The organism is Bacteroides muris (ex Fokt et al. 2023) (assembly GCF_024704895.1).
GTDB lineage: Bacteria > Bacteroidota > Bacteroidia > Bacteroidales > Bacteroidaceae > Bacteroides > Bacteroides muris.
Genome location: NZ_JAMZEE010000027.1, coordinates 21,254 through 41,047, shown reverse-complemented (window position 1 = coordinate 41,047; position 19,794 = coordinate 21,254). Strand labels below are relative to the sequence as shown.

The following is a 19,794-nucleotide window of genomic DNA, read 5'->3' as shown; positions in this document are numbered from 1 at the left end:
CAATGATAATTGTAGCTTTCTGTAGGTAGAGAGAACTATTCTTTTTATATTTGCATGCATTTAAAATAATATTGACCCTACAAAATATGAAATATCCTATATTTTTCTTTCTTTTGTTCTTTATTGGTAGTGTGCAAAGCGGTTATGCCCAAGAAACCGATACAGACAAGCCCTCCTTCATCCCGCCTTTTGATTTTCCCATCATTTTTTCCGGTAACTTCGGCGAGATACGTGCCAACCATTTTCATGGCGGACTGGATTTCAAGACCGGCGGCACCATAGGCAAGGCGGTACGCGCCTTGGCAGACGGATATATTTCGCGTATCCGCGTCACCCACGGCTCAGGCTATGTGCTCGATGTGATGTATGATAACGGCTATACCGCCATCTACCGTCATCTTAGCGCCTTTGTGGGTGAAGTGGCAAAGCGAGTGAAGGCTCTTCAGTACGAAAAGGAAAGCTGGGAAGTAGAGATAATTCCCGAGCCTGCTCCCGTGTCAGATGAGGGAGACGATAGAGATAGAGGCAGTAATAATCTCGGGGTGCATATCTTGGGCGAATATCCCGTGAAGGCCGGTCAGATAATAGCTTTAAGCGGAAACACCGGATACTCTTTCGGTCCGCACCTGCATCTGGATATGATAGAGACGGCTACGGACGAATATATAGACCCGCTGCCTTTCTTCATGGACAAGGTGAAGGACAAGACTGCTCCGCGTGCCGAAGGTATCATGCTGTTTCCCCAGCCGGGAAAAGGAGTGGTGGAGGGCAAGCAGACGCGACGGGCTTTTCCGGCACATCCAACGAAACCCATTACCGCCTGGGGACTGATTGGTGCAGGTATCCGTGCCTACGATTATATGGACGGAGTGCAGAATAAATATGGCGTGAAGACGGTGATTCTCGAAGTGGACGGCGAGGAAGTCTTCCGCAGTACGGTAGACCGCTTTGCATACGAGGAAAACCGATATATCAATTCGTGGACGCAAGGTCAGTATATGAAGTCTTTTATAGAGCCGGGCAACCGCCTGCGCATGCTGCAGGCATCCAACGGCAATCGCGGACTGGTGGAAATCAACGAAGAACGCCCTTATCGGTTTGTCTATACGCTGAGCGATGCGCTGGGAAATACCTCCAAGGTTCGCTTCACGGTGCAGGGGCAGAAGACGACAATTGCTCCGGTGGAACATCGTGAGAAATACGCACTCAAATGGGACAAGGTGAACTATCTGCAGGAACCGGGGTTAGAATTGGTCATTCCGAAAGGAATGCTCTACGATAACGTCCTGTTGAACTATTCTGTGCGGGCTGATAGCGGTGACATAGCTTTCACCTATCAATTGAACGATACCCGTATTCCTATGCACGGTGCCTGTGATTTACGTATCGGCTTGCGCCGACGTCCGGTAGAGGATATGGCCAAATATTATGTGGCGGGCGTGACGGCGCGCGGTGGAAAATACCGTATCGGCGGTAAGTATGAGGATGGTGTCATGAAAGTGCGTATACGGGATTTGGGGACTTATACCGTGGCAGTGGATACGGTTCCACCGGTGATAACTCCCGTGAACCAAGCCCAATGGGGACGTACGGGAAAAATCATCTTCAAGGCCAAGGACAAGGAAACCGGCATCAACACCTATCGGGGTACGATTGACGGAAAATATGCCTTGTTTGGAAAGCCCAACTCCATCAGTGGTAACCTGGTGTGCGAGCTCGACCCGAAACATGTGGAGAAAGGCGGCAAGCATGTGGTGGAGATGACGGTGACGGATGGCTGTGGCAACTGTACCACCGAACAGTTTGATTTTGTATGGTAAAGCCTCTCCCCCGACCCCTCCTTCGTAGGGAGGGGAGGTCGGAAGTTACTTTTGCTATATATAGTGTAATAAATAAGTGTAATAAAAATATGTGTAACAAGCTATCATTTTCTTCTCCCCTCTCTTTCGGAGAGGGGACGGGAGTGAGGCCTTAATTTATTAGAAGTATGAAAAGTAAAAGACTGACTCTTTCCGTCTTGTTTGTTGTGGTAGCCGTGGCGAATGCGCTGGCCTGCACCAATCTTATCGTGGGCAAGAACGCCTCCGCGGACGGTTCTACCATTGTTTCCTATTCTGCCGATTCCTATGGCTTGTTCGGCGAGTTATATCATTATCCGGCCGGCATGCACAAAAAAGGCACGCTGATTGACATACACGAGTGGGATACCGGCAAATACCTCGGGCAGATAGAACAGGCCCGCCAGACGTACAACGTCATCGGCAATATGAACGAATTCCAGCTCACTATCGGTGAGACGACATTCGGCGGACGCCCCGAACTGGTAGACACTACCGGTATTATCGACTACGGTAGCTTGATTTATCTCGGACTGCAACGTTCACGCACTGCTCGCGAGGCTATCAAGGTGATGACGGAATTGGTGCAGGAATATGGCTATTACAGTAGTGGAGAATCCTTCACCATTGCCGACCCCAACGAGATATGGATTATGGAGATGATTGGCAAAGGACCCGGTGTGCGTGGTGCCGTATGGGTAGCTGTCCGTGTGCCTGACGATTGTATCTCCGCTCATGCCAACCAAAGCCGTATTCATCAGTTCAACATGAACGACAAGGAAAACTGCATGTACTCTGCCGACGTCATCTCCTTTGCACGTGAGAAGGGTTACTTTGATGGTGTGAATAAGGATTTCAGTTTTGCCGATGCCTACGCTCCGCTCGATTTTGGAGCCCGTCGCTATTGCGAGGCCCGTGTATGGAGCTATTTCAATATGTTTACCGACCGCGGTAACGAGTTCCTGCCTTATATATTAGGCGAGACGAACACTCCGATGCCCTTGTTTGTGAAACCCAACCGCAAGGTTTCCGTGCAGGATGTGAAGAACGCCATGCGCGATCATTATGAAGGTACTCCTCTCGATATCAGCAAAGATTTCGGCGCAGGCCCGTATCATACCCCGTACCGTCTTTCTCCACTCTCTTTCAAGGTGGGCGACCAGGAATACTTCAATGAGCGTCCCATCTCCACTCAGCAGAGTGGTTTCGTATTCGTGGCACAGATGCGCTCCGAGTTGCCCGACCCTATCGGTGGAGTACTGTGGTTCGGCACGGATGATGCCAACATGACGGTATTTACGCCCGTATATTGCTGTACGGACAAGGTTCCTGTGTGCTACACCCGCGTGGACGGCGCCGATTACATCACTTTCTCCTGGAACTCCGCTTTCTGGATTTTCAACTGGGTGGCCAATATGGTTTATCCCCGTTATGACTTGATGATGGGCGACGTGCGTGCCACTCAGACAGAGTTGGAGACAACTTTCAACGAAGCGCAGGAAGGCGTTGAGGCTGCTGCTGCCAAACTGCTGGAAAAAGACCCAGCCAAAGCAAAGGCATTCCTTACCAATTATACAAACATGACTGCCCAAAGCACCTTCGATACTTGGAAACGTCTTGGCGAGTTTCTTGTCGTAAAGTATAATGACGGTGTTGTCAAACGTATGAAAAACGGTCAATTCGAACGTAATTCCATTGGCCAGCCGGCAGGCGTAATCCGCCCGGGATACCCGAAGGAGTTCCTTGAAGAGTATGTCAAGCAGACAGGAGACAGATATAAAATGCCTGAATAAAATTAGGATATTTGGACTTATTCTTCTACATTTGTGTCTTACAAAAAAGTTTATATTAACTCTTAAAATAATAACAGTCTTATGGAAAATCAGGAACTGATTAAGCAGGTGACTGAGAAAGCCGAAAAATGGCTTACCCCGGCGTATGATGCCGAAACTCAGGCGGAAGTGAAACGCATGTTGGAAAATCCAGATAAAACCGAATTGATAGACAGTTTTTATAAAGACCTGGAGTTTGGAACGGGCGGTCTGCGCGGCATCATGGGTGTGGGTACAAATCGCATGAACATCTATACCGTAGGAGCAGCTACTCAAGGTTTGTCCAACTATCTGAACAAATGCTTTGCAGATAGAGATGAAATCTCTGTAGTGGTAGGCTACGATTGCCGTAACAACAGTGACAAGTTTGCCAGAATCTCTGCCGACATTTTCTCGGCAAACGGCATTAAGGTTTATCTTTTCGATGCCCTTCGTCCTACGCCGGAAGTTTCATTTGCCATTCGTCATTTGGGATGCCAAAGTGGTATCAACATCACTGCCAGCCACAATCCCAGAGAATACAACGGCTACAAAGCTTATTGGGATGACGGTGCGCAGGTGCTCGCTCCGCACGACACAGCCATCATCGACGAGGTGAACAAGGTGACTGTGGACGACATCAAGTTCAACGGTAACCCGGAGTTGATTCAGATGATTGGTAAGGATGTGGACGATGTTTATCTGAGTATGGTTCATTCCATTTCCATCGACCCCGAAGTCATCTGTCGGCAGAAAGACCTCAGCATTGTGTATACTCCGCTTCACGGCGCAGGCCGCGTGCTCATTCCAGATTCACTGAAGGAGTGGGGATTTGAAAATATCAACTGCGTGCCCGAACAGATGGTGAAGGATGGCAATTTCCCGACAGTGGTTTCTCCGAACCCCGAAAATGCCGAAGCCCTTTCCATGGCCATTGCTCTGGCCAAGAAGATTGACGCCGACATTGTGATGGCAAGTGACCCGGATGCCGACCGTGTTGGTATGGCCTGCAAGGACGACAAAGGCGAATGGGTGCTTATCAACGGTAACCAGACTTGTCTCATCTTCCTGTACTACATCATCAAGAACCGTATTGCAATGGGCAAGATGCAGCCGAACGACTTCATCGTGAAGACCATTGTGACGACTGAACTCATCAAGGCTGTGGCGGACAAGAACAAGATTGAAATGCGCGACTGCTACACCGGCTTCAAGTGGATTGCCCGCGAAATCCGTCTGAGCGAAGGCAAGCAGCAGTACATCGGTGGTGGCGAAGAAAGCTACGGCTTCCTGGCCGAAGACTTTGTCCGTGACAAAGACGCGGTTTCTGCCTGCTCTTTGCTGGCCGAAATCTGTGCTTGGGCCAAAGACCAGGGCAAGACACTCTATGACGTATTGATGGAAATCTATGTAGAATACGGATTCTCGAAGGAAACCACCGTGAATGTGGTGAAACCCGGTAAGAGCGGTGCCGAGGAAATCAAGGCGATGATGGATAACTTCCGTGCCAATCCTCCGAAGGAAATAGGTGGTTCGGCTGTCAGCCTGATTAAGGATTACAAGACGCTGGAGCTTACTGATGCTCAGGGTGGTGTAAGCAAGCTGGATATGCCCGAGACATCCAATGTACTTCAGTATTTCACTGTAGACGGCACGAAGATTTCTGTCCGTCCTTCCGGTACGGAACCGAAGATTAAGTTCTATATCGAGGTGAAGGGCGAGATGGGCTGTCCGAAATGCTATGCCAGTGCTGATGCCGAAGCTGAAAAGAAAGTGGAGGCAGTGCGCAAGTCACTCGGCATCTGATAGGAAAGAGTAAAATGTGTATATAATGTTCGGAGAGGCGTAACCCGTAGGGGTTGCGCCTTTTCCTTTTGCTTCTGTGTTGAAAGAAAACTTAAATAAGGCTTAAACCCGATGGTTGATGAACAAAACGTTTGCAGAGAAGTTTAGTATATGCAGATTGCGGTTACACACCGATTGGTTGATGTGGATGAGAGTCGTTTCATTTGTAGTTGTTCGTTTGTGAGTGTGTGTTTTCCGCAATCTGCTTTTCCCTTCTCCTTTTAGTTTTTAACTCTTCAATTATTCTCCAGCCACCAGTCTATCAGCTTTCTTGCGATGCTCAGCTTTCGTGGAATTTCGGGCAGGTTGTCTTTGGAATAGAAAGCGGCGGAGGTCAGTTCATCTTCCTGCAGTTTTATTTCCCCGCTTTCGTAGTCGGCAATGAAGCCCACCATCAATCCGCTGGGATAGGGCCAGGGCTGGTTGCTGAAGTAAGTGATGTTCTTTACTTTCAGCCCCGTTTCCTCAAAAACTTCCCGTTCCACACATTCTTCCAGTGTCTCGCCGGCTTCGAGGAAGCCTGCCACCAGTCCGTAGAAGGTTCCTCGGAAGTTCCGGGCATGCACCAGCAGGATTTCGTCTCCTTTGCGTATCAGTACGATGATGGCGGTGGAAACGGGAGGGTACATCTCATTGCCGCAGTCGGGACACTTCTTCATGATGGGGGTCTGGTGCTCCATAGCGGTGCCACACACGGGACAGAAGCGGCTGTGCTCGTCCCAGTAGAGTATCTGGAAAGCCTTTCCTGCGGAACGGTACTCGTCTGGCGCGATGTAGTCGTACGATGCTCGCAGGCCTATCATTACCCATTCGTCGGTTTCGGTCACGGGCTGTTCCAAGGCGAATGCACGTACTTGCTTGCCGTTGGGGGGGAACACTTCGTGTATATTACTTCCGGCTTCCGGTGTCAGAGGAGGCTCTATACTGACGGGTACGCTGTATTTTATTTCTCCTTTGTCTGTATATCCTTTTTTCAGCAGCAGTTGGTCTTTGAAGAAGACGAACCACTGCGTGCAGGGTTGGGGTTCTGTTGATTTTTCCATTGTTTGTTGTTTTATTATTTTGGGGGGATGAACACGAAAATACAAAGGCACAGAGATTCTTTTCAAATTAATTTCTATGTCTCTGTGTCTCTGTGCTTGCCCCCCTAAATTTCGTTTGCTGTGTCTTTTTCTTGTCGCACATAGACCGTTGACCTTCCCATTCCGCGGCGGCGCAGGAACCCTTGCCGGATGAAGTTGTTCAGTTCGTCTATGGCGGCATGTCTGGTTAGTCCGCTTAGCTGGATGTATTCGTTCTTGTTGATACATACATTCTGCTTGAGGAACAGTTCCAGTTCGGCTTTTCTTGTTTCTTCGGTGGTCTCTACTACTTTTTTCGATTTCTTGGTAGTGGAGTGTACACGTTCCAACGTCATTTTCTTCTTGATGTTGTTGCGGAACGTGCTGCTGATGCGCAGGTGTACGTTTTGGAATTGGACGGATTCGGAGCGGATTTTCTTTTTCTCGTCGTCGGTCTCGCGCAAGCATTTCAGTGAAGTGCTGAAGAATCCGAGTTCTCCCAGCTCCACGATGTTTCCGTTGGCCAGCAAATCGCACAACTCGTCAATGCAGGCATCCAATGCTGCCCCTATCACATTCTTGGGCAGATGTTGGAAAGTTGCGATATGTTCCACAAACTCCTTTTGGGTATAAGTCCTTTTCGGGCAGATACGTGCATGGAGTGATTTCTTGTCTTCTTTCCCGTCGGGCGAAGGCGTTTCGTAAAGGTCGTAATACGCGCTCATAAGATATTCATTTTTGTTTATAGCGATAAACAGTTCTCGTCGCTTCGGGGAATTATTTTTGTCGCTAAGCGAATTAATTTTCTTTTTCCTAAGAACTAATCGTCCGACAACTGTTGCGTTATCGTCCAACGGTTGTTTAATTATCGTCCGACAGCTGTCGGACGAAACAGAAATGGGTATGGGACGATTATTTCTTAGTGAACAAAGGTATAAAATATTGTGATACGAAGGGTAGTGTTTGGGGAGGAAAGTTTTAGTTTTCGGCAAAAGAGGGGGGATTGTTAAATCCCCAATAATAGGGACTGACCCGATGAAGGACTGGTCACTTACCTGGGGACAATTTGTCTCCAGGTAGAAATGGTAATAGATATAGGAAATGAAAGCAAATCACAACGTGTGTGCGTGTCTGTGTGTATTTGTTTTCCAAAGATAGTGAATCTTAATAAGAATCTCTCTGATTTCGCTACTATTTTGTATCTTTACACGCTTTTCTTTATACATAAGTACTGACTACAAATAAATCATATTGTGGAAATAACCCAACGCATCCGTCTCCTCCTTTCCGAAATGAACCGGGGAGTATACGAAAAAGAAACCGAGATAAACCTCTCCCTGCTGGCAGCCCTGGCAGGTGAAAGTGTTCTCCTTCTGGGACCTCCGGGAGTAGCCAAGTCAATGGTAGCCAGGAGGCTAAAGTCGGCTTTTACAGATGCCCGTGCCTTTGAATACCTGATGTCCCGCTTCTCTACGCCCGACGAGATTTTCGGTCCTGTCAGCATTAGCCGACTGAAAGAATCCGACAAGTATGAACGTGCCATCGACGGCTATCTGCCCACAGCCGATGTCGTGTTTCTGGACGAAATATGGAAAGCAGGCCCTGCCATACAGAACACTCTGCTAACCGTCATCAACGAGAAACTTTTCCGCAACGGCGACAAGGAACTGCATCTCCCCCTCAAACTGCTCGTAGCCGCCAGCAACGAACTGCCCGCGCAGGGTGAAGGGCTGGAAGCTCTGTGGGACCGTTTCCTTATCCGCATCCTCTGCACCTGCGTCAAGCAGGAAGAGTCTTTCTACAAAATGCTGCTGGACGATTCTGCCGACCATCCGGAAACGACTGCCTGCGAATGGCAAATCTCCGACCGCGAGTATGCCGAATGGCAAGCAGAGATACGCCGCGTGACCTTGCCTCTCGATGTTCTTTCCTGCATCACAGCCATCCGTCGGGGCCTGACAAGCGTGGAGATGCAGGACTCGGACTTGCACCGTAATGTCTACGTCAGCGACCGCCGCTGGAAAAACATCGTGAAGCTGCTCAAGACCTCCGCCTTTGTCCACGGCCGCACAGAAGTCTCCCTGACCGACTTGCTTCCCGTTTACCACTGCCTATGGAGTGAGCCTGATGAGAGCCTTGCCATCCGTGACATCGTTATCCGTGCCTTGTTCGTGCCCCACACAAAGCAGATTGCTGGTATCGCCTCCTCGCTGAAATCCGATTTGAAAGTCAGCCATGTGCGCGAAGCTCTCGACAAGGCCCGCCTTGCCGGCGACCGTAGGGATGATGACCTGCTGATAACGGCCCACTTCTACTACCAGGTGGAGAAACATGGTACGGGCAACACCTACATCTTTATCGTGGACTACAAGAATCTGAAGGAGTATAGCGCCAAAGATGCTCCCACCTTGGGCGTAATGTATGCCGATCCTTTCAATCCCAAGCGTACTATCATCCGCGCCTTTGCCGATACCGGCGCCATGAAAGAGAAAGGCACCGAACGCGTCACCCTCTACCGCGACGACAAGCATCTCTACATCAATGGTGTGCGCTTCCCCATGCGGCGCCTGCAGCGGGGCGAGGAGCAACAACTCTGGCTGGGAAACCTCTCCATCACCGACCGTGATTATGAGACGGAACTGGACACTGCCGCCGCCGGCATAGACCGCTTGGTGAGAGACTTGTCCGACAACCTTTTCGTCTCCGAAGAAGACAAAAAGAGCGTAGCGCAATACGTCTCCATCGTCCGCAAGGAAATAGCTTGGGCGCGTGTGGACATGCGTAAACTGAGATATGGAGACGAATAATCCTCCGGTAACCGAGAAGAAGATGAACACCACCGCTACCCGATATGACGCCGCCTTCTACGTGCAGGCACTAGACCGCTTCGTAGCCACCGGAGAGTGTGCGGAGACGGATACTGAGCCTTTGTATGCCTATCTTCTTTCTGTGATGAACGACTCTATGGTCAAGGTGCAGGTGCTAAGTGATGAACTCTGTGCCCGTATCTTTTACGACACCATGATTCAGTTCATCCAATTGAATTTGGATAAGGAGAAGTATAACTTCAGAAAAAGCCAGTCGGAACGGAATGAGATGAAACTCGTGCTGGAATGGTCCATAGCAAGGCGGAAAGACGGCTGGCAAGCCTTGCTCCAGCAGATTTCCGACAAATACCGGAAGTACGGCTTCGACTCCCGCTTCTATCGTAGCCACTTCGGCACCGAAGGAGGGCATGCGGACGATGAAGTCTGGGAGAAAATGGTGGATGACTGGGAAGGCGCTTTCCAATTGAAGATGCACGAAGAAAAGGAGAAAGAGATAGCTTTCCGCAAAGACGCCCTCGAGCGCAGACTCCGTTCCAATCTGAAAGACATCCCCGAGTACGTCCGCCAGAACCGGGTGGACAAGGACGAATTCTTCCAGACTTGGGGCATGATGAGCGGTCTATGGAATACCGTCGACTTTGAACGTATACGGAAAATCGTGCGTATCCAGCGGTCGTGTCCCGAGATAGTGAAAGTGGCCCGCAAGATGGGGCGTATGGCAGATGACGAAGGACGTGAGCAAATCCGCGTTGCCGAGGGAAATGTCTACAAAATGGAGCACTCCTCCAAATGCGACATTCTGGGCATCAGCACCGGCAACGACCTCAATGCCCTGCTTCCCATTGAGCTTGCCCATTCCGCTGACAGCGAACTAGAAGATTTGTTCGTCTACAAATACCTTACTCGCAAGCTCCAGACCTTCCGTTATAAATCGGAAATCATGCAGCCTGCCCGGCGCATCGAAACCAAGCCTGCCCGTCCCAAAGGTCCGATGATTGTCTGTCTGGACACCTCGGGAAGCATGGCTGGCAAGCCGGAGAAGATTGCCCACTCCCTGCTGATAAAACTCCTGGAGATAGCCGACCGCCAACGGCGGAACTGCTTTCTGATAGCCTTTTCCGTTTCCATTCATCCGATTGACGTAAGGAAAGAGCGGGCAAGGCTGCTCGAATTCTTCTCAAAGACAGCTTGCGGGGATACAGATGCCACCCGTATGTTGGAAGCCACGTTCCGCCTGCTCAAAGAAGGCAAGGAGTATATGAATGCCGATGTGCTTTGGGTCAGCGACTTCAAGATTCCTCACTCTTCACCTGCCTTTATGGAGGAGATTCGCCGTTGCCGGGAAGCCGGTACGCACTTCTACGGTCTGCAGATTGGTATCACGGACAATGAGTGGACACCGTTCTTCGACCGTATCTATCGGGCGGGATACATTCCTTCGCGGAATTACTGAAATAGGGTTTGCCCTGAAAGCGTGCTTATTGAAGGCTATGTCTCAGCAGTAAATATCCGCCTGCCACTTGCACTCCCATTTCCCGGCAGGTCGGTACTTATTTAAAATAGCCGTTAAAATCTTCTTATTCATCGTTTATCCGTGGTTCTTTTTGCAAAGTTATACAAAAAGAAGAATCGGCATATGATTGGTAATCTTTGAAAAGAAAACGGATGTGGAAGATAACTCCGTTAAAGGGTTTCCTGCTTCAGCGCTTCCACAAACCGGTCTATCTCCTGCAGTTTTGCCGGGATGTCGATGCTTTGCGGACAGTGCGGGTTGCATTGGCCGCAACCGGTGCAGCGGTTGGCTTGGCGGAGACGGGGAACACTGCGGTCGTAGCCTATCAGGAAGGCGCGGCGTGCCTCGCGGTAATTCTCGTCTTGGCTGCTCTGCGGCACGTTGCCCTCGTTGATGCAGCGGTTGTAGTGCAGCAGGATGGCTGGAATATCCAGTCCGTAGGGGCACGGCATGCAGTATTTGCAGTCATTGCACGGCACGGTGGGGTATTGCAGCATTCGTCGGGCGGTATCTTCCAGCAGGGTACACTCTTCTTCCGTACATGGAACAAGCGGTGAGAAGGTGCGCAGGTTGTCTTGCAGATGCTCCATGTACGTCATTCCGCTCAGTACGGTCAGCACATCGGGGAAAGTACCTGCAAATCGGAAGGCCCAGGAAGCCACGCTCTCCTGCGGACGGCGTTGTTTCAGACGTGCCATCAAGTGGTCGTTCAGGCGGGATAGGCGTCCGCCCAGCAGCGGCTCCATGATGACGGCGGGAATGTTTCGCTTCGTCAGCTCGGCATATAGGTATTCGGCATCTGTGTTGCGGGTATTCACCTCTTTGGCATGCCGCCAGTCCACGTAGTTCAGTTGGATTTGTACGAAGTCCCATTTCAGTTCGTCGTGGCGGGAGAGCAGGTAGTCGAATACTTCGATGTCTCCATGATAGGAGAATCCGAGGTTGCGGATGCGTCCGGCTTCACGCTCTTTCAGCAGGAAGTCCAGCATGCCGTTGTCCAGATAGCGGGAGTGGAGGGCTTCCATGCCGCCCATGCCGATGCCGTGCAGCAAGAGGTAGTCGATGTAGTCCACTTGCAGGTCGCGGAAGGAGCGGTGATACATGGCAAGGGACTCTTCGCGGCTGTGCGTGCCGGGACTGAAGTTGGACAGCTTTGTGGCAAGGAAGAATTTCTCCCGTGGGTGGCGTTTCAAGGCAATGCCCGTGGCGCGCTCCGACAGACCTTGCACATAGGCGGGGGAGGTGTCGAAATAGTTCACTCCGTGGGCAATGGCATAGTCTATCAGGTCGTTCACGGCTTCCTGGTCTATTTCGTCTCCATTTCCGTCGGCACGTTTCCGGGTGGGCCATCGCATGCATCCGTATCCCAGCAGAGAAACCCGGTCGCCCGTGTTGGGATTGGTGCGGTAGGTCATTTTGTCGGTTGGTATCTCGCCCAGCGCGGCCGATTCGCTGTCACTGTTGTTCTTGTTGCCCGAACAGCCGTACAGGGCTGCTGCCGAGGCAAGCGTTCCTGCACCGGCGAGTTTGAAGAAATCGCGGCGGTTTATCTTGTTCTTATTGTCTTCTTTCATTGTGATAGGACTGAAATTATAAATGGATATTAGGGTGATAAACTTGCTTCAGACAGTTCTGTGCATCACATGGCCTTCCACATAAATGGCACTGAACGGACGCGACGGACAAAGGTTCTCGCATGCTCCGCATCCGATGCAGCGTTCGGTGTTGACTACCGGTATCTTGATGGAGGTTTCGTCTTCCGGGTCTGAAGGAACCATCTGTATGGCACCGGCCGGACAATGGCGGGCACAGTTCCCGCATTCCATCTTGTCTGTGATGCAGATGCAATTCTCCTTAATCCATACGGCATGACCGATTTGGACGGCCGATTTCTCGGCGAGGCTCGTCAGATGGATGGCATCGGTAGGGCACACCTCCGCACACTTGGCGCATTCGGGGCGGCAGTAACCGCGTTCGTAGGACATTTCCGGCTGCATCAGTTTTGTCAAGTCCGAAGAAGGCCGGAGCACTTGGTTGGGACATACCGATACGCAGAGCTGGCAGGCTGTGCAGTGTTGTGCAAAGTGGCGGGCGCTCAGTGAGCCCGGAGGAGTGATGGGAGTGGCGCGCTCGGGGATTTTTTTGTCCTCGATGACAGCCAGTCCACCGTCCACTCTCTTCTCCTGCGCCTTGAGGGCTGCCGTAGCAGCAAACACGGCAGTTGTAGAGAGAAATGCGCGGCGGGCGTCGTTTACCTGCTCCGGTGCCACGGAGGTTTCCCGGGAGACTGCAGCGGAGGCCGACTTGCGGCGTGTGTAAGTGATGGCACCTTTCCTGCACTTGTTGATGCAGTCCATACATGCCACGCAACGGCTGTAATCTATTTCGTGTGCCTTGATGTTGATGCACGATGCCTTGCAGTTGCGGGCACAAAGTCCGCAGTTGTTGCACTTCTTTGTGTCAATCACCGGTTTCAGCAAGGAATACTTCGAGAGGAAACCAAGCACTGTACCTACCGGACAGATGGTGTTGCAATAGGTACGTCCGCCCCGCCATGCCAGCACGATGAGGACCACCAGAGTGACCGTGGCAATCAGCAGGGTAGGGAGACTCTTCATCCATACATCCGTTTCATAGAAGGCATAGCTGTCTGCACGTTCGGCCAGGTAGGCCAGTCCGTTGTTTGCCCACTGGTAGAGCGGGGAGAAAAGGCTGGAAACGATGCGCCCGTATGAGCTGTAAGGGGCCAGCAGCACGACAAAAGAGTTCAGTCCGCCGATAATGGCAAGTACGAATACTCCCAGCACACCATAGCGTAGCCATTTCAGTGCGGACGAGTAGCGGAAACGGTTTTTCTTCCGTTTGGCGGAGAGCCGGGAAACAATGTCCTGGAATACTCCCAACGGGCAGATGACGGAGCAGTAGATGCGTCCGAATACCAAGGTCAGCACTGCAAGAAACAGTACTACACCGATGTTCAGTGCCAGCACGGCCGGCAGGAATTGTATCTTCGCCATCCATCCGAACCAGGCATGCAGTGTTCCCGTGAAGTCGAGGAACAACAGCGTGATGAGTGCGAAGAAGATGACGGCAAGGGTCAGTCTGATGGTACGTAGCATAAATGTATTGTATAGCGGTTAGTATTCGTTCTTTATACCTTTTTTCCCATCTCGTAGGCTTCGTGCATGGAAGGCTTGTCGTTTATCTCGCCCACCTTCCAGGCACCCACGCCATAAATGGTGCCGCATTCTTTGGGCTCTTTCAGGCAGTCGAGGAAGCCACGGAAACCATCGATGGTACGCTCCATCATGGGGACACTTTCTTCGGCGGCGGCGATGATGAAGTAGAACTCCTTGTCCTTTATTTCAAGGTAGCGTGCGCAACAACGGTCAATCAGTGTCTTCATCTGCGCGCTCATGGTGTAGAAGTAGACGGGGGTTGCCATGACGATGACGTTGGCGGCAATCATCTTTTCCACCACTTCGGCGGCATCGTCCTTTTGCAGGCAGGGTTTGCCGTACATGCTGCATACGCTGCATCCCGTGCAGTAGTTGATGTGCTTGTCTTTCAGGAAAATCTTTTCTACTTGATGTCCGGCCTCTGCGGCACCGCGCATGAATTCATTGCACAAGAGGTCGGAGTTTCCATTCTTGCGAGGGCTGGAGGAGAGGATTAATACTTTTTTGCTCATATTCGTTGATCGTTAGTTAGTAAATGATTACGTGCTGCAAAAATAGGCAGGTTTTATGAGAACGGCAGTATACAAATTACGGTTGTTGTTACCTAAATTACTGATTCATTCCAAAAGTATCTCCCGTTCGATGCCGGTGTCTTTCAGAAATTCCCGGTCGTGGCTGATGGCAATTACGGTGCCGGCGTAGTCGCGTATCGTTGCCGTTATTATTTCTATACTCTCGATGTCCAGATTGTTGGTGGGTTCGTCCAGAATGAACATGTCCGGGGTGTTGTCGGCAATCATCAGGCAGCAGAAGGAAAGGCGCATCTTTTCGCCGCCACTCAGTTTGCCGCACGGCTTGTTCCACACGTCGCGGGGAAAGAGGTAACGGTTGAGGATGGTTTTCACTTCATGTTCCGGCAGGTGGCGGTGGTTGAAAGCTTCTGCTTGTTGGAGTACGCTGCGCTCATTACGGACGAGGGAGTATTCTTGGTCCAGATAGACGGAGGTGAAGCCGGCACGCTCCATCACTCCGTCGGTGGGGTGCAATTCGCCCATGATGAGTTTCAGCAGGGTTGTTTTTCCACTGCCGTTTTTTCCTTTCAGGCTGAGGCGGTCGCCGCTTCTTAGCTGGAAGGTGAGGGGAGAAGCCCAGAGACTCTTTGCAGCCGTCTCCGTGTGGGGTGTTTCTGCGGGGGAGGCTGTATGGTCGGGATAATGGAAGTTGACGTTCCTTGCCATAATCAGAATCTTGCCCGTATGCAGATGGGAGGTGTTGAAGTCTGTTTTCAGCTTGTCCGTCTGCGACAGTAAACTTTTGATGCCTGCCATTTCCGTCTGCAGCTTTTCCGCTTTCTCCGCATGTATGCTGCTGAGTCTGCTACTGCTGTTTTCCGCATTGTTTTTCAGTGCTCCCATCATGATGCGGGGAATCCCCTTTTTAATGGAGTTTTTTTCTCCCCGCACATTCTGTTTGGCCTTCCGTTCTTCTACTTCGCGTGCCACTTTGCGTGCAAGGCGCAGGGCTTTCTGCTTCTCTTCCAGTTGTTGGGTGAGGGCGTTTTGTTGCAGGGTCTTCTGTTTTTTGTAGAAGTCGTAGTTTCCGCTGTAATACGTCAATCCCTGGGAGGAGAGTTCGCAGATGGCAGGCAACTGATTCAGTAGCGTGCGGTCGTGACTGATGACGAGCACGGTAGCCGATGTCCGTCGTATCAAGTTATACAGACGTTCCCGTCCATCCGCGTCCAGATAGTTGGTCGGTTCGTCCAGCAGGATGGCTGTTGGGTTGTGCAACTCCATGCCTGCCAGGAAGATGCGGGTCTTTTCGCCGCCGCTAAGTCCTTCCATCGGACGGGAGAGTGGGATACCGTCCAGTCCCCAGCTGTCGAGAGAAGCCTGGGCGCGTTCTTCCACGTTCCAGTCATCATTGAGCGTATTGAAGTGCTTTTCGGTAGCGTCACCGCTTAGGATGGCATGCAGGGCAGATAGCTTGTGGCTGATTCCCAAAGCTTGTGCTATTGTCTGCCGGTCGTATTGTCCGAAGTGCTGGGGCACGTAGTACAGATGTTCGGGGCGTAGCACCGTTCCCGAACTTGGTGACAAGTCTCCTGCCAAAATGCGCATGAGGGTAGACTTGCCGCAACCGTTATTTCCGGTCAGGGCTATTTTATCTCCGGAGTTGATACTCAAGTGGAGGTGTGAAAACAAGATTTCCTTATCTGCATGGATATAGCTAAGGTCTTTGATGATAAAGCTCATAAGTTTCTACTGTGTTTTTAGAAGTAAGAATGATAGGGGAGATGCAAGCATTCCCCGAAATTGAAATTCTCGAAGGGGAGGGGTACAGACAAACACAGTATTGGCTAAACATCTATATAGGTGATGCTCAGCGTTCAGTCTGAAAAAGCATGTTGATAGTGATGTTTACCGAAATGTGTTGTCTTTAGTCGGATATTCTCATCGGTGGAATTAATTGGTTAGTGGGCGCAAAGGTAATGATTTCCACTGAATAACAAAGGCTTTTTGCGATATTAATATCGTGTCGGCAATAAGTTAATATCGTGTTTGCAAGAAATTAACTTCCTGCAGACACGATGTTAATACTTTATTGGTTCTGTTACTTCATGGCCGAAGCATCGAACGAGAGTGGCAGTAATTCTCCCACATTCTTCAGCTCGTAGATTCCCTTTTTGCCATACAGCAACACCCGCATTGGCTGCTTGAAGCGCTTCTCCGTTTCGAGCATCACTTGCCGGCAGGCGCCGCAGGGCGGGATGGGAGACTCCAGGAACTCGTCGTGCTCGTTGCGTGCAGCAATGGCGAGGGTGGTTACTGCCTGGTCGGGATGTTGGGAGTTGGCATAGAATAGGGTGGTGCGTTCTGCACACAGCCCGGAAGGATAGGCGGCGTTTTCCTGGTTGGTGCCGGTCACTACAATACCGTTTGCCAGTCTGGCTGCAGCTCCTACCGAGAAGTGGGAGTAGGGGGCATAGCTGCGGTTGGTAGCCTCGCGGGCGGCATCCATCAGTTCGCGGTCGGCGGCATCCAGTTCTTCATAGTCGTATATCTTGACGGCGATTTCGATATTCAATTCTTTCATAAGGCAAGGGGTTATAATTTGTAATTAATGTTACAAAGATAGGAAAGAGATTGGTTATTTCAATTCTTTTACGGACTTTTGTGTAAAACTCAACATTTTAAGCATGAAACGGATTTTCAGACTGACTGCTATCATAGCATTTCTTTTCATTTCCATTACAACAGTGCAGGCACAACGCCGGAATGCCCGCTACAATGAGTATATCAAGCAGTATGCCCCCCTTGCCGTGGAGCAGATGCAGCGTCATAAGATACCTGCCAGTATCACACTAGCGCAGGGATTGCTGGAGAGCGGTGCCGGATACAGCGAGCTGGCACGCAAGAGCAACAACCACTTCGGTATCAAGTGTGGAGGCAATTGGCGTGGACGGAGAGTGAGGCATGATGACGATGCCCGCAATGAATGTTTCCGCGCCTATCGCCATCCGAGGGAATCATACGAGGATCATTCCGATTTCCTGAAACGGGGAGCACGCTATGCCTTTCTTTTCAAACTGAAGATTACGGACTATAAAGGCTGGGCGCGTGGCCTGAAGAAGGCCGGTTACGCTACCGATCCGTCGTATGCCAACCGCCTGATAACCATTATCGAGGATTATGAACTGTATAAGTACGACAGCCGTGGCATGAGCAAGCGCGATGCCCGCAGTTGGGAGAGGGAACTGAAAAAGAAGCCCTGGCTGGCCAATCCGCATCGGGTATACATAGCCAACGATATGGCTTATGTGGTGGCACGCAACGGAGATACTTTTCAGGTCTTGGGCAAGGAGTTTGGCATCAGCTGGAAGAAGCTGGTGAAATACAACGACCTCCATAAGGAATACACGCTGGAGGCGGGAGACATCATCTACTTGAAAGAAAAGCGCAAGAAGGCTGCCAAGCCCCATACCGTCTACATTGTGAAGGACGGCGATTCCATGCACACCATTTCCCAAAAGTACGGCATCCGCCTGAAGAACCTTTATAAGATGAATCGCAAGGATGCGGAATATGTGCCGGAGGTTGGAGACCGCTTAAGATTGAGATGAGGCGGTGTGCCTATAGGAGCGTATAGGGATGGGTATATATCTGAAATGTCATTAAAAGGCTTTTAATATCACATTGAAAGGCTTTCAATAGCGTATTAAAAGCCTTTTAATGACAATTCACTATAGTGAAGGGATGGGCAGGATCGGTAAGGATAGGAGGCTCATTTGCATAAACAAGCGGTTGGAGGTACAGATGTGGTGAATATATCCGAAAATGTACAGGGTGTCCGAAAACGGACACCCTTGTTTTTTCTCTTTCCGCTTACTTTCAGCAGGTTATGATTTTGGCATGGATTTAGTGTATGTTAAGTGTTATGTCCGCAAACAATAAAATTTAAAGATATGGATAGAGAAATCCCCAAAGAAGTGCGTAGCAAGGAACGCAATAAGAAAATCATCCGCTACGGTGCTATCGGTGTGGCAGGTATCGTAGTGGTCAGTGTACTCATTTCATTGATGCGTACGGGAGTGAAGGAGAAAGACCTTGTGTTCTCCAAAGTAGGCAAGGGAACGATCGAAGTCAGCGTCAGCGCCTCCGGCAAGGTGGTCCCGGCATTCGAGGAAATCATCAACTCGCCCATCAATACCCGCATTTTGGAAGTGTACAGAAAAGGTGGCGACAGCGTGGATGTAGGTACCCCCATACTGAAACTGGACTTGCAGAGTGCCGAAACCGACTACAAGAAGATGCTGGACGAAGAGCAGATGCGCAGCTACAAGCTGAAACAGCTGAAACTCGACAACCAGACCAAGCTGACCGACCTTCAGATGAAAATAAGAGTCTCCGCCATGAAGCTGGACCGCATGAAGGTGGAGCTGCGCAACGAGCAGTACCTCGATAGCCTCGGTTCGGGTACCACCGACAAAGTGCGTCAAGCCGAACTGAGCTACAACGTAGCACAACTGGAATACGAGCAATTGCAGCAGCAGTATGCCAACGAGAAGGAAGTGCTGGCTGCAGAATACCAAGTGCAGGAGTTGGACTTCAGCATGTTCCGCAAGACACTGGCCGAAACCAAACGTACGCTCGACGACGCGCAGGTGCGTTCGCCCCGGAAGGCCATCCTCACTTATATCAACAATCAGATTGGAGCCCAGGTTCCCGAAGGCTCACAGATTGCCGTCATCTCCGACTTGAGCCACTTCAAGGTGGAAGGCGAGATTGCCGATACTTACGGTGACCGTGTGGCTGCCGGCGGCAAGGCCATTGTGAAGATTGGCAGCGAAAAGCTGGAAGGTTCCGTAAGCAGTGTTACTCCGCTTTCGAAGAATGGCGTCATCTCCTTTACCGTGCAGTTGAATGAGGACAACAACCGCCGACTGCGTTCCGGTCTGAAAACCGACGTCTATGTGATGAATGCAGTGAAGGAAGACGTGATGCGCATAGCCAATGCCAGCTATTATGTGGGACGTGGGGAGTATGAACTTTTTGTACGCAATTCCGACAAGGAAATTGTAAAGCGCAAGGTGCAGCTGGGCGATTCCAACTTTGAGTTTGTAGAAGTGGTCAGTGGCTTGCAACCGGGTGATGAAGTGGTGGTGAGCGATATGAGTAACTATAAGAACAAGAATAAGTTGAAACTGAAATGATAAAGG

Annotated in this window: 14 protein-coding genes; 7 read left to right on the top strand and 7 right to left on the bottom strand. The window is 50.6% G+C overall.

Annotated elements, in window-relative coordinates; all coding sequences use genetic code 11:
• Positions 1-86: 86 nt before the first annotated feature.
• From M1B78_RS11815 to M1B78_RS11805, 3 genes are all read left to right on the top strand, one after another.
• Positions 87-1,820 (top strand): M23 family metallopeptidase, encoded by a 1,734-nt coding sequence (locus M1B78_RS11815; RefSeq protein ID WP_257940762.1) that lies wholly within the window; start codon positions 87-89, stop codon positions 1,818-1,820.
• A gap of 167 nt (positions 1,821-1,987) precedes the next feature.
• Entirely contained in the window at positions 1,988-3,631 is a 1,644-nt protein-coding gene (locus tag M1B78_RS11810) for a C69 family dipeptidase (protein ID WP_257940761.1), read from the top strand.
• An 81-nt stretch (positions 3,632-3,712) separates the two neighbouring features.
• Positions 3,713-5,455: a phospho-sugar mutase gene (locus M1B78_RS11805; protein ID WP_136010663.1), complete on the top strand. Its 1,743-nt coding sequence runs from the start codon at positions 3,713-3,715 to the stop codon at positions 5,453-5,455.
• A gap of 275 nt (positions 5,456-5,730) precedes the next feature.
• On the opposite strand, the gene nudC is transcribed toward M1B78_RS11805, so the two are convergent.
• Positions 5,731-6,537: an NAD(+) diphosphatase gene (gene nudC / locus M1B78_RS11800; protein WP_257931499.1), complete on the bottom strand. Its 807-nt coding sequence runs from the start codon at positions 6,535-6,537 to the stop codon at positions 5,731-5,733.
• 104 nt (positions 6,538-6,641) lie between these two features.
• A complete protein-coding gene (locus tag M1B78_RS11795; RefSeq protein ID WP_005832241.1) occupies positions 6,642-7,280 on the bottom strand; it encodes an HU family DNA-binding protein in 639 nt (212 codons plus the stop codon).
• A gap of 528 nt (positions 7,281-7,808) precedes the next feature.
• Here M1B78_RS11795 and M1B78_RS11790 point away from each other — a divergent pair.
• Positions 7,809-9,362, top strand: coding sequence for an AAA family ATPase (locus M1B78_RS11790; protein WP_257940760.1), 1,554 nt, complete (start codon positions 7,809-7,811; stop codon positions 9,360-9,362).
• 22 nt (positions 9,363-9,384) lie between these two features.
• Positions 9,385-10,836, top strand: coding sequence for a hypothetical protein (locus M1B78_RS11785; RefSeq protein WP_176469188.1), 1,452 nt, complete (start codon positions 9,385-9,387; stop codon positions 10,834-10,836).
• Between the two features lie 230 nt (positions 10,837-11,066).
• Here M1B78_RS11785 and M1B78_RS11780 read toward each other — a convergent pair whose 3' ends face one another.
• From M1B78_RS11780 to cdd, 5 genes are all read right to left on the bottom strand, one after another.
• Positions 11,067-12,470 (bottom strand): aldo/keto reductase, encoded by a 1,404-nt coding sequence (locus M1B78_RS11780; protein ID WP_257940759.1) that lies wholly within the window; start codon positions 12,468-12,470, stop codon positions 11,067-11,069.
• A 48-nt stretch (positions 12,471-12,518) separates the two neighbouring features.
• Entirely contained in the window at positions 12,519-14,015 is a 1,497-nt protein-coding gene (locus M1B78_RS11775; RefSeq protein ID WP_257940758.1) for a 4Fe-4S binding protein, read from the bottom strand.
• A gap of 32 nt (positions 14,016-14,047) precedes the next feature.
• The gene (locus M1B78_RS11770; protein ID WP_257940757.1) at positions 14,048-14,587 is read right to left on the bottom strand and encodes a flavodoxin family protein; all 540 of its coding nucleotides are present in this window, start codon (positions 14,585-14,587) and stop codon (positions 14,048-14,050) included.
• A gap of 105 nt (positions 14,588-14,692) precedes the next feature.
• A complete protein-coding gene (locus M1B78_RS11765) occupies positions 14,693-16,330 on the bottom strand; it encodes an ABC-F family ATP-binding cassette domain-containing protein (RefSeq protein WP_257940756.1) in 1,638 nt (545 codons plus the stop codon).
• A 358-nt stretch (positions 16,331-16,688) separates the two neighbouring features.
• Positions 16,689-17,171: a cytidine deaminase gene (gene cdd / locus M1B78_RS11760; RefSeq protein ID WP_005837423.1), complete on the bottom strand. Its 483-nt coding sequence runs from the start codon at positions 17,169-17,171 to the stop codon at positions 16,689-16,691.
• 103 nt (positions 17,172-17,274) lie between these two features.
• Here cdd and M1B78_RS11755 point away from each other — a divergent pair, with 103 nt between their 5' ends.
• Positions 17,275-18,198, top strand: a complete 924-nt coding sequence (locus M1B78_RS11755; protein WP_257940754.1) for a glucosaminidase domain-containing protein — start codon at positions 17,275-17,277, stop codon at positions 18,196-18,198.
• Positions 18,199-18,540: 342 nt separating this feature from the next.
• The gene (locus M1B78_RS11750; RefSeq protein WP_136010680.1) at positions 18,541-19,788 is read left to right on the top strand and encodes an efflux RND transporter periplasmic adaptor subunit; all 1,248 of its coding nucleotides are present in this window, start codon (positions 18,541-18,543) and stop codon (positions 19,786-19,788) included.
• Positions 19,789-19,794: the final 6 nt, after the last annotated feature.